The organism is Labrys sp. WJW (genome assembly GCF_001676615.1).
In the GTDB taxonomy this organism is placed as follows: domain Bacteria; phylum Pseudomonadota; class Alphaproteobacteria; order Rhizobiales; family Labraceae; genus Labrys; species Labrys sedimenti.
Map to the genome: position 1 here is coordinate 200,746 of NZ_LYXZ01000004.1, position 11,304 is coordinate 212,049.

The 11,304-nt window shown below is 65.8% G+C and carries 12 protein-coding genes; all 12 read right to left on the bottom strand.

The annotated features are described in order from the left end of the window. Positions 1-25 precede the first annotated feature (25 nt). Positions 26-1,813: a terminase large subunit gene (locus tag BA190_RS04160; RefSeq protein WP_082979439.1), complete on the bottom strand. Its 1,788-nt coding sequence runs from the start codon at positions 1,811-1,813 to the stop codon at positions 26-28. Beyond that, positions 1,797-2,267 (bottom strand): phage terminase small subunit P27 family, encoded by a 471-nt coding sequence (locus BA190_RS04165; RefSeq protein WP_068282967.1) that lies wholly within the window; start codon positions 2,265-2,267, stop codon positions 1,797-1,799. The genes BA190_RS04160 and BA190_RS04165 overlap by 17 nt, the downstream gene beginning before the upstream one ends. Before the next feature lie 16 nt (positions 2,268-2,283). Beyond that, positions 2,284-2,514, bottom strand: a complete 231-nt coding sequence (locus BA190_RS04170; protein WP_068282969.1) for a hypothetical protein — start codon at positions 2,512-2,514, stop codon at positions 2,284-2,286. Continuing rightward, a complete protein-coding gene (locus BA190_RS04175) occupies positions 2,511-3,899 on the bottom strand; it encodes a site-specific DNA-methyltransferase (RefSeq protein ID WP_082979445.1) in 1,389 nt (462 codons plus the stop codon). The genes BA190_RS04170 and BA190_RS04175 overlap by 4 nt, the downstream gene beginning before the upstream one ends. Positions 3,900-4,033: 134 nt before the next feature. Next, positions 4,034-4,474: an HNH endonuclease gene (locus BA190_RS04180; protein ID WP_245314540.1), complete on the bottom strand. Its 441-nt coding sequence runs from the start codon at positions 4,472-4,474 to the stop codon at positions 4,034-4,036. 63 nt (positions 4,475-4,537) lie between these two features. After that, complete coding sequence (locus BA190_RS04185) at positions 4,538-4,918, bottom strand: DUF6362 family protein (protein ID WP_068282971.1); 381 nt, start codon at positions 4,916-4,918, stop codon at positions 4,538-4,540. Continuing rightward, the gene (locus tag BA190_RS04190) at positions 4,911-5,111 is read right to left on the bottom strand and encodes a hypothetical protein (RefSeq protein ID WP_028720215.1); all 201 of its coding nucleotides are present in this window, start codon (positions 5,109-5,111) and stop codon (positions 4,911-4,913) included. Before BA190_RS04190 ends, BA190_RS04185 begins: the two co-directional genes overlap by 8 nt. Then, on the bottom strand, positions 5,108-5,647 hold the full coding sequence (locus BA190_RS04195) for a hypothetical protein (RefSeq protein WP_068282973.1): 540 nt from the start codon (positions 5,645-5,647) through the stop codon (positions 5,108-5,110). Before BA190_RS04195 ends, BA190_RS04190 begins: the two co-directional genes overlap by 4 nt. A gap of 340 nt (positions 5,648-5,987) precedes the next feature. Further along, positions 5,988-8,309: an AAA family ATPase gene (locus BA190_RS04200; RefSeq protein WP_202908420.1), complete on the bottom strand. Its 2,322-nt coding sequence runs from the start codon at positions 8,307-8,309 to the stop codon at positions 5,988-5,990. After that, the gene (locus BA190_RS04205) at positions 8,306-9,076 is read right to left on the bottom strand and encodes a hypothetical protein (protein ID WP_068282978.1); all 771 of its coding nucleotides are present in this window, start codon (positions 9,074-9,076) and stop codon (positions 8,306-8,308) included. Before BA190_RS04205 ends, BA190_RS04200 begins: the two co-directional genes overlap by 4 nt. Continuing rightward, the gene (locus BA190_RS04210) at positions 9,073-9,279 is read right to left on the bottom strand and encodes a DUF6511 domain-containing protein (protein ID WP_068283077.1); all 207 of its coding nucleotides are present in this window, start codon (positions 9,277-9,279) and stop codon (positions 9,073-9,075) included. Before BA190_RS04210 ends, BA190_RS04205 begins: the two co-directional genes overlap by 4 nt. A gap of 207 nt (positions 9,280-9,486) precedes the next feature. Beyond that, positions 9,487-11,175 (bottom strand): DEAD/DEAH box helicase, encoded by a 1,689-nt coding sequence (locus BA190_RS04215; RefSeq protein ID WP_068282981.1) that lies wholly within the window; start codon positions 11,173-11,175, stop codon positions 9,487-9,489. Positions 11,176-11,304: the final 129 nt, after the last annotated feature.

Below are 11,304 nucleotides of genomic sequence, written 5' to 3' on the forward strand. Positions count from 1 at the left end.
ACTCTCTTCTTCTCTGCAGTCGCCGCTACAGCATCAGGATGCCGCGGTTCTCATAGACCGAGCGGCCGGCATTGACGTCACGGGCCAGCGCTCGGCCCAGCGCGTTGCAGATCGCGACAATTCCGTCGATGCGTTCGCTCGACCGCTCCTTGTCCGGCTTGATATTACCGGCCGGATCATGGCGCACAGCAACGTTCGACGCGTTCCAACGCAGCACGGGATGGCCGCCATGCCAGAGCGAGCGTGACACCGAAAGCCGCTCCAGCTCCGCCGTGGGTGCCGCCATGGACAAAAACCCTTGTCCGAACTGCACCAGGTTCAAGCCTTCATCCTGCAGATGCTGGACGATCTCGCCGGCAAAGGTGCGATCATAGGACAGCTCCCGCAGATCATGGCGTGAGGCCAGCTCCAGTATCTCGGCCTCGATGAAGGCAAAGTCGGTGGCATTGCCGGGTGTCGCGGTCAGGAATCCCTGATCACGCCAGACGTCATAGGGCACGCGGTCGCGCCGCACACGGCGGACTATGTCGTCCTCGGGAATCCAGAACCGGCAGGTGACGATCCATTTGTCGGCAAGCTTTCCAAGCGTTTCATCCAGTGTCGGCGGGAAGACCAGCACGAAGGCCGACAGATCGTTGACGCGGGCAAGATCGAGCCCGCCATAGCATTCACGCCCCAGCAGCTTGCCTTCCAGTTCCTCCAGTTCGTGTTTGACGATGCGCCAGTCGGTGGCAGCTGGCAGTCCGCCTTCCTCCCACACGCTCATGTCGAGCCAGCGGGTGACCTGCTCGGTCCATTCGTTGAGGCGCAGCCGGCGGATCGCATTCTGCTGCGCCGGCATTTCCCTAGCCTCGTCGATCTGCCGCTTCAGGTCATCCAGCTTCACCGTCACGCCAAGGCTCGGATTGGCCTTCACCCAGACCTTTTCGTCGGTCCAGTCGTCGCCCTCATCGATGGTGGCGATATAGGCAAACCAGCTGTCCGACGACTCCATCGGCACCGTGCCTTCCAGCGCCTTGACCGAGAATTCGTGATGCTGGCGGCAGACCGAATGGCGATCATAGCCGGCCGTGGTGATCTCGAAGATCAGCGGCTGGCGCCGTGCGCCGGTTGCGGTATTCAGCTTCTGGATGATTTCCGGGCCTGGATGTTCATGGACCTCGTCGACGGCGGCGAAGTGAATGTTGAGCCCATCCATCTTGGTGGCGTCGGCCGACAGTGGCCGGAACCAGGACGAGGTCGGCAGCACCGCCAGATTGTTCACCGTGCGGGTGATCCGCGCCTGCAAGGCCGAACTCGCCGCCACCATGCGCTCGGCCTCACCAAAGACGATCCTTGCCTGATCGCGGGTCGTTGCCGCCGAATACACATGCGCACCGGGCTCGCCATCGGCGATCAGCGCATAGAGCGCCGTGCCGGCCAGAAGCACCGACTTGCCGTTCTTCCTCGCCACTTCGACATAGGCGGTGCGAAAGCGGCGCAGGCTGTCCTGACCAGGACCATTCTTGCGCTTCCAGCCATAAAGCGAGCCGACGACGAACTGCTGCCAGTCCTGCAGCACGAAGGGCTCGCCCGCCCATTCGCCGGTCGAATGGCGCAGATGGCCGAAGAAGTCGATCGCATGCCGTGCGGCGGCGCCATCCCAGACCAGTCCGCGCGTGCCGCCGGATTTGAGATCGGCCAGATGACGCTCGCATGCTAGCTTCACCAGGCGGCCAGTAACAATCTTTCCGGCGACGACACCGCGTGCGTAGGCCGTGACTGGGCAGGATGGCGCTTTCTTGGCCGAGCCGGATTTACGCTTTTCTGCCACGGGTCAAAAAGTCCTCGAATGGATCGGCGGTCTCGGCCGGCTCCGCCATGCGGATGCGCGAGCGGCTCGACGGCGTCAGCCCGAATTCGCTCTCGATCTGCGCCATCTGCGCCAGACACTTGTTGGCCACCGCCAGAAACGGATTCTGGATGATGTTGTCGTTCGACGTCTTCACCACCGGGCCACGCCGTTTCACTTCCTGTTCTGCCTCCAGCCAGCGTCGCCAGATCACGACATAGCGGGCGAGCGCGCCGATATCGAGTTCGGTCATCACGCCGTGCCGGGCAAGCAGCGCCGCCATCTCGGTGAACTTTTTCCGGGCGTCCTCATCAAGATGATCGGGCGGCGCGGGAACTGCCACCACCGGTTTCGGCTCGGCCTTGTTGATGCGGTGCGGACGGGCCGTGCCCTTCACCAGCTTCAGATGCGTTGGCAGCGGCTTGCGGCCGGCCATGTCAAAACTCCATGCCTTATCCAGTGCCGTCACCGCGAAGGCGAACCGCCTCGAACAACCTGCGCAGACAGTAACTGCGAGCAATCGACACCAAGGTGAAGATCGCGCCCATCGCCATGTTCTCGGCCAGCGTGGTCGATAACCCGAACAGTGGGAACACCAGGATCTGGGTGATGACGGCGATGCCATAGCCGATGGCGACATTGGTGAGCGATTCCACCAGCGACATGGTGCGCGACTGCTTCATGCCGCTGCATCCTTGGCCGTATCTCCGGTGTCGGGCACGCGCTCGGCGGCGATCGCGTCAAAGCTGCGGCCGTCGCCCTCGAGCGTTGCCTGCTTGCCGGTGAATTCCTGCCAGCGTCGGACGACGACATCGCAAAAGGCTTCCGACAATTCGAGGCCATAGACCTTGCGTCCGATCTTTTCGCCCGCAATCAGCTGCGAGCCGGAGCCGGAAAACGGCTCGTAACAGATATCGCCGGGATGGGTGTGCAACTGCATCGGCAGCGTGAACACCCGCACCGGTTTCGAGGTCGGATGCTCTCGGGTCTCGATTTCCGAGGACGGGATGTTCCAGACCGTCGTCGGCCAGCTTTCGAACCCCTCGCGATTGATCCTTGGCTTCTTGCCGCGAACCCAGCCGAACAGGCAGGGCTCGTGCGCCCACAGCATGACCGAGCGGGTCAGCACCGGGCGGGATTTGGCCCAGATGATCTGCTGGTGATGCAGCACGTCGAACTTGTCCCAGACCGTTTCCAGCATGCGCTGGCGGCGCGAGGCGTGCCAGCAGTACCAGGCGACGTCCTCGGCAATGGCATGCTCGATCGCCGTCCGGCAGAAGGCTTCGTAGAACTGCGGGCCTTGTGAGGAATCATCCCAGTGCTTCTGCTCGACATAGTCCTCGGACCAATCCTTGTTCGCGATCTTCTTGGCCCGCGCCGAGGCGGTCTTCTTCGTCGGATGGTTGGTTCCATCATAATCGACCAGGTAGGGTGGGTCGGTGGCAAACAGCGCGGCGCGTTCGTCATTCATCAGCCTGGTGACATCTGCCCCATCGGTGGAGTCGCCACAGAGCAGTCGGTGTTCACCCAGCAGCCAGAGGTCACCGCGCCGTGTCACCGGCGTTGCCGGCACTTCCGGAATGGCGTCGTCCTCGGTCAGGCCGCCCTGTTCTTCGCGATGGCCGTAGAGCAGGTCCTGGAGTTCGTCGTCGCCGAAGCCGGTGAGCCCGAGGTCAAAACCGGCCTCCTGCAGATCGGAAAGCTCGAGCGCCAACAGATCCTCGTCCCATCCGGCATTCATGGCGATGCGGTTGTCGGCGAGCACCAGCGCCCGGCGCTGCGTTTCCGACAGGCCCGCCAGCACGATGGCCGGTACCGTTTCAATGCCGAGTTTGCGCGCGGCAAGCACCCTTCCATGGCCGGCGATCAGCGTGCCATCCTCGGCAATCAGCACCGGGTTGGTGAAACCGAAAGCGCGGATCGAACCGGCGATCTCGGCGACCTGTGCCTCAGAATGGGTGCGGGCGTTGCGCGCATAGGGCACCAGGCTGTCGAGCGGCCGGTATTCAACCGCCAGCTGGCGCTCGGTAACACCGAGATCAACTGGGCCAAGATCAGTCGCAGGCACGAGTTTATCCTTCAATTCGCACGTTCATTTCGACGTCGCACCCCCCATCGCCATTTTGGCCACGGATGCGTGTTTGGTGGCGCGCGGTCCTGGGGTCGAACTCTCCAGAGATTTGACCGCCCCCGGGGGGGCTATCAGCAGCGCCGCACATTGCCGAAGCCGCCATCCTTCGCTGCGGTCTTCCTGCCGTGGCACGATGCGCACAGCGCCTGCCAGCGGCTGCGATCCCAGAACACCGTTTCGTTGCCATCGTGCGGATCGACGTGGTCGACGACGCTGGCCGGTCGGATCAGATCATGGCGCTCGCATTCCACGCACAGCGGATGATCGTGCAGGAAGGATGCGCGTTCTGTTCGCCAGCGCTTTGAGCGATAGAGCGCACGGGCCACCGGATTGCGCTGGCGGGCATAGTCCTGGTCACGCTCACGCTTTTCGCGCCGGCCAACCGGGCGATGGATCGGCGGGCGGACAGGCATGGTGCTGATCTCGACGATGATGCTGATGGCGATGGCGTTGGAAACGACAACGCCCGCGATGGATCGTCTCCGTCGCGGGCGCGCTACTCTCCCGAGCATAGTCAAAACTATAGCTGATTTGCCCTCGTTTGTTGCATGGAAAAGTGTTGCAACACATTGGAGTCACTGCGCATTCAACCGCGCCGCGATCTTTGTGAGCGCGAGCTGCCAGCGTCGCCACGCCGTGGTTCGATCGCAGCCATGCTCATGGCTGATGAGTTTCCAGGGCACGCGGGCAGCGCGTTTCCAGACGAGTTTACGCTCGTCCTCTTCGATCCAGAGCACCCAATCAAAAGTCCGCTCGAGCCGGGTGATCGCCGCGGCCGAGGGCCACACCCGCATCGGCTCGGGTTCCATGAACGCAATCTCGCGCCTCGACCGCACGATCTCGGGCCAGGTGTTGAAATACCCCTGCGCCTTGACCGACGGCAGCTTACGCAGGGTACGAAACGCCTCCTCGAAATGATCGGCGACGCACTCGGCAGTCCATTCGCGCTCAGCCATGGCGCGCCTCCCTGTCGGAAGGACGTGGTCCGTAGAGCTTCTCGCCGAGCTGTCGGACCAGTTCACGCTCGGGCCAGGTGAGGCGGTCGTCATCGGCGGAGACCGCGAGGACGCCCTGTTCCTGCCAGCCCTCGCGCTTGACCTGTTCGGGATCCCGGCGCCGGCCGCCGTAACCGTGGGGATGCCATCTCATGCGACACCTCCGTTCGTTTCGATCGCCCAGAGCAGGATCGCGATGGCGTCGGCCTCGTTGTCGTCGGCCGGGCTGAAGCCGCGGGCGCGGACGGCGGCGACCATCGCGGCCTTGTCGGCGTTGCCCTTGCCAGCGGCGTGACGCTTGATCGTGCCGACCGGAACGCCCTCGTAGGGCACGCCGCGCAGTTCCGCCCATGCGGTCAGCGTGGCCATGAGCCCGCCGTAAATATGGCTCGCGTCGGTGCCCGCGTGCCGGCGGACCTCTTCGAACCAGATCGCGGCGACAGGACCGGACAGCCGGTCGATCTCGGTCAGCCAGTTGGTGAAGCGAAGATAGCGCATGCCGCCGCCGTCGAAGCGGCCGGGGCGCAGCGAGACGGTGCCGCTGGTGATCAGGCCGTCATGGCCGCGGATCGCCCAGCCGGTCGAGGTGCCGAGGTCGAGCGCGAGGATGCAGCGGTTGCGGGGGGCGTCGAGCGGAAGCGATTCAAACCTTGCGCCGTCGCAATTCGGGATCAGAGTCGGCTGAGCCATGATGGGTCTCCTTTGCCGGGGGCCTGTGGTGGTGGAAGACGACGGCGGTCTGGTGCTTGGCGGTACGGGGCCGCCGTCGTCGGATCGGGAAGCACAACAGACCGTCACGGCGGCGCGCGCGGCTGGCCCGGACGTATGGGAGGAGTGGCCAACCCTGTGGGGTGGCCCTCCCATACGTAGTATGGGGGTTTGACACCTAACTGTTCCGGGGAGGACAAGTGGCTGAAATCATTGTGGAATAAGACTTCATGAAGTCTTCGGGCATGAGTTAGGGACCTAACTCTTATTTTCCAGTAACTCATTGATTTCGTTGAGTTCACAGTTGGCGCTGTCATATGAGTCAGGCCTCACTCGTATGAGTGAGGTCGTCCTCCAGCCCCTCCGGGTAGACCCAGACGGCGGGGTTTTCGACCTGAAGGCAGAGCCCGGATTGGGGGCATTTGAAGTGGCTGGGCAGGACCGGACGGGCGGTTGTGGTGACCTCGCCGGTGGCCGGATCGACATGATCGACGGGTGCGCCGAACTGCATGCTTTCCACGCAGAGGTAGCCGAACCGCGACCGGGTGACGGGGAAGCCGAACCCCGAGGGGTCGCGCAGGAACTTCACGAAGCCCTTGGTCGCCAGCACGCTGAGCCGCTCGCGGATCGTGTGCTTGCTGCCCAGACCGCCCCGGTTCTCGAAGGTCTCGGCGAACTGCATGGCGGTGTAGAGGCGCTCGCTCACCGCCTCATCCAGCAGCATGCCGAGGATGACATCGTGCTTGCGCAGCCGTTCGGCATCGAGCTTGGCGCCGACCTCCTTACGCACCAGGCGCTCGTTCAGCGGGTTCAGTTCGACCCACTCGCCCTTCACCTTGTCGATCAGCTTGCCCGGCAGCGCGGGACCGTTCCGAAGCTCGATCTCCAGTCTGCGGACGGTGCTGTCCTCGTCAGGCCGGTGCATCAGCAGACCCGAGGTGTAGAAGCCGCGCAGCGCGCTGGCGCCGGAGAGGGCGAGGAAGGGGTCGTCCTTGACCTGCTGCTTGGTGGCCTTGCGGGTGTGGTGGGCGAGGATGACGCCCGCGTCCGGATTGACCGCCTCGCGGAGAAGTTCCACCCGGTCCTTCAGGAAGAACATCATGGCGGTGTTGTCGTTCTCGCCGCCCCCCTCGGGTCCGCCATCGAAAAGGTTCCGGATCGGGTCGATGACGATGATGTCGGGTGGCACGTCGGCGAATGCAGCCCGGATCGCCTCGGCCATGTGGGCGACACCCTCCGCGTCGAGCAGCAGCTTCAGCTTCGGTGTGGCGATGAAAGTGTCGCGCGCGGCGGCGATCACGGGGGCGGGCAACGCGATCTGCTGCATGCGCTCGCGCAGGTAGTGATACTGGATCTCGGCCTGCAGATAGAACACGCGCAGCGGCCGGGGCGGCGTGAAGCCGAGGAAGGGGACGCCCGCCGCCATATGCACGAGCCAGGAGATCAGGAAGTCGCTCTTGCCGACCTTGGGCGCGCCGCCCAGCACCAGCAATCCGCCCGGCGTCAGGACGCGCGGGCCGATGATGTCCTCGGGCATCGGGCTCGTGTCATCCAGCAGCGCGCCGAGGCTGAAGGTCGGCAGCGGGCTGGCGGGGACGTTGGCGTGGGCCGCGCGCAAGAGCGGCGGACCGTTGCGCTTCACATGCAACGCCCAGAGCCGTTTGGACTCGGCCATCAGCCGATCGAGCGGCCAGGACGGGCGCAGCATGGCGGCGTTGTAGCCGCAGATCGCCTCCCAGCCCGCGAAGGGGTCGAGGCGGCCCTCGTGGACGAGGCGTACGTAATGGCCGATGGCGGCGCTGGCCCCCTGGAAGCGGGACCAGTCGTCCACCGCGCCTTCGCGCACCGGCGTGGTGAGCACCGCGTCGATTCCGGGCTTCGATGCTGGTGCGGCAACGTCGCTGGCGAAGCCCACGCCGGGCAGCGGTGGCATCTCGGCGACCTTTTCCGCGAAATCCGCCAGGTCCACCTCGACCGTGCGATGCTCGCGGATCTGCACGAGGCGCTGGTGGCCGTGCTTGTGATAGACGGTGCCGGGCACCCGGATCGGCTGGTGCGCCGAGCGGAAATGCGTGTCGCCGCCGACCTTCACGGCGATGTCGCCGCGCAGACGGCAAAGGGTGGCGAGATCCTCTCCCTCGGAGGGTTCGGTCAGTTTCCACCAGACATGGAGCTTCGCGGCGCCCTCGGGCGTGCGCCCGCCGCTCTCAATGACCAGCGTCGGCGTGCCGAGGTGGCGCGTGACATGGTCGAGCTTGGCCGGGATGTCGCCCGCGTCGAGATCGACGACGATGGCCTGCATCTGCAGCACGTCGGCGGCACGAGCCTGACCCTGCTCGGCGACGGTGCCGGGGATGACATAGACGGCCGCGCCCTCACGGTTCGCCCATGCGGCGAAAGTCGCGAGCTTCTCGGGCGCGGTATCGTCGGCCGGGATCCAGATGTTGTGCGGCTTGCCGTCCCGGCCCTGACCCTTGTCGACGAAACCGCGGAGCGGGATCAGCCCCTCGCACCAGCTGAACACGGTGTCGAGGAAATGGGCGATCTGCTCGGGGTCGGGGTCGCAGCCGAACGGGTTCTCGGACGGCGGCCCGTCGTTGAAGTCCATCCACGGGTTGAAATGCAGGATGCCGTCGTCGCTCATGCGGGAAGCCTCCAGCAGCGCTCGGACCACGGGCAGAAGCGGCATTCGAAGAAGTCGGGCGAGGTAGCGACGCGCGGAAGCAACTCGCCCGCATCAGTAGCCTGCAGGATCCGCACGCCCCGGTCGGACATGCGCTGCGCGAGATCGGCGTCGAAAGGTACCAGTTCATGGTGCATCTCGGCCGTGTCCTTGTTGATCGCAGTGAAGAGCGCGGGCGCGGCGCTGATGCCGGGCACGCTGGTTTCCATGTAGGCCTGATAGACCGCGATCTGGGCGGCGTAGACTGGCTTGGATTTCGTCACGCCGTCCTTGACGCAGGCGCGCCAGTTCTTGGCGTTCATGGTCTTGCATTCCCAGAGCGCGGGAACGGCCAAGCCGAAGCCTTCAGGCCCTGCGGCGATGATGCCGTCGACATGGCCACGGATGCGCCCGCCCGCGACGGAAAAGCCGAACTGGCCGCCATCGGGCCGGTTGCCCTTGCGGGTGTAGAGGTCGAACCCGGCGCCGCGCAGCCAGGCGACGGCCAGATCCTCGAGCGCATGGCCGATCGCGAAGATGCGCAGCGACTGGCCGCTGAAGTCCTGGCCCTCATCCTTCGGCGTCGCCGTGAACTCGAACTGCAGGGCACGCTCGCATGAATGGCCGAGGCGCGAGCCGCCGAGGTAGTCGCGGGGCGGCCGCGTCGCCTGATCGGCGGTGAGCGCTCGATCGACGGCAGCGTTGACCCGGTCGGCGAAGCTGGGGCGATGATTGTAATCGAGGGTCAAAACGGCACCTCCGGCGTCTGCGCCCGGGCGATGTCGGACATGGCCTCGCGGAAGCCCTCGACGGCTTCCTCGATCAGCGCGCGCACCTGCGCCTCGGTCAGTTCGCCGAGCGGGGTGGCCCAGCCGATCTCGTCTATCAGCAGCGCCACGCGCTTCATGGTGGCGGTGATCGCGGCGCGCTCTTCCTCGGTCAGGTCAACCATGGCGAAACGCTCCCGCGCCAAGCGCGTCCAGAAGGACTGGCAGGGCATCGAGCAGAACCAGACCGATGGCCGGGGCCGCTTCGACCGGTGCGGATCGAACCAGCCAAAACCACGGGTGGGTTGCCAGCAGACAGCGCAAAGCGTCCCACGCGGATGCCAGAGTCGCCGCCGGTCCTCGGCCGTGATGGGGGCTGAGGGTGCCATGGGTCATGCCGCCCTCCGTTCGAGCCGGGCGGCCGCGTCGATCAACTGGCGGATGGCCTGCTTGTTGAAGCCGAAGGTCATCAGCGCGGAGGCGCGGTAGCGCGTCAGGCCGAAGTCATGGCGGCATTCGGGTGGCAGGTACTGGAGCTGCTTCTCGGTCGGCGGCTGGCGCAGCCAGGATCGGGTCTTGAAGGCGCTTTCGTCGGTCTCGTGGGTGTTCAGCCAGTCGTCGGCCTGCGCGAGGCAGACCGTGCGCTCGCCGACGCCGAGCAGATGCGGGCGTTCGCCTTTGGCCCCGCCGATGGCGTACCAGACCCCGTCCAGCCAGAAGATGCCGCCCCAGGCCGCGAAGCCCGTGGCCATCAGTGCATCGTCCGTGCCGTAAAGGTCGACCCACGCGAAGCTGGAACGCTTCAGCAGGTCGATCTCGGTCATCATGAAGCCCGAGAGCAGCGCGGCGGCCCCACCTTCGTCCGCATCCAGATCCTCGCGGGGGAACGCCTCACCGCAGAGCGGGCATTCGGTGGCGGCCAGCGGGATCTCCGCCTCGCAAGCCGGACAGGTCTTCGTCGGTGCCTCGCCGGTCTCGGTCTTGCCGTCGAGATCGACATCCTGTTCCAGCGTGCCATGAATCAGGCTCGAGGTGCCGAAATCCAGCACGACGCAGTCGGTCTTGACGATGCCGGGGTGTTCCTCGGGGTCGACGGTGCGCAGGCCGCGCCCGACCATCTGGATCATGGTGGACTTGTAGGAGCTGGGCCGCAGCAGCACGACGCAGGAGGTGGGCGGATGGTCCCAGCCCTCGGTCAGAACTGCCACGTTGACCACGACGCGGATGCTGCCCGCCGCGTAGTCGGCGAGGATCGCCTTGCGCGTCTCGGTCGCCAGATCGCCGTGGATCAGCGCGGCGGAAACGCCCGCCGCCCTGAACGCCTCGGTGACGTGTTCGGCATGCGCGACGGTGGAGCAGAACACCACGGTCTGCCGATCGCCCGCCTTCTCCTTCCAGTGGCGGATCACCTCGTCGGTGACGGGGGCGCGGTCCATGATGCCCGCCACCTCCGCCATGTCGAAATCCGACATGGTCTTGCGGACCGAGCGCAACTCGTCCTGCACGCCCACGTCGATGACGAAGGTGCGGGGCGGCACGAGGTGGCCCGAGGCGATCAGTTCGCCCAGACGGACCTGGTCGGCGACATTGTCGAAAACCTCGCGCAGGCCCTTCTTGTCACCCCGGTTCGGGGTGGCCGTGACCCCGAAGATGCGGGCGTCGGGATTGGCCTCGCGTACCCGATCGATGATGCGGCGGTAGCTGTCGGCGACGGCGTGATGCGCTTCATCCACGACCAGCAGGTCGAGGCGCGGCATGTCGGCAAGGTTCGAGACCCGTGCCAGCGTCGGCACCATGGCGAAGGCGACCTGGCCGCCCCAGGACTTCTCGGTGGCGTCGATGACCGATGTGGCGACGCCCGGCACCACGCGCTGGAACTTGGCGCGGTTCTGCGCGGTCAGCTCGTCGCGATGCGCCAGCACGCAGGCCTTGGCCCCATCACCGATCATCTCGCCGGTGACCGCCGACAGCATGATGGTCTTGCCGGCACCGGTGGGCGCCACGCCCAGCGTGTTGCCGCGGGAGGCGAGCGCAGCCACGCTGCGCTCGACGAAGGTCTTCTGGCGGGGGCGCAGGCGCATGGCCGGTCTCCCCTTACTGCGCCCAGCTCGGCCGACCGGCGGTGCCGGGGGCGGACGCGGGCTGGCTGGGCTGGGTGGCGGTGGCAGGCTGCTGCGCGGCGTGGCCCTGCGCCGGGGCGGCGGTGAACT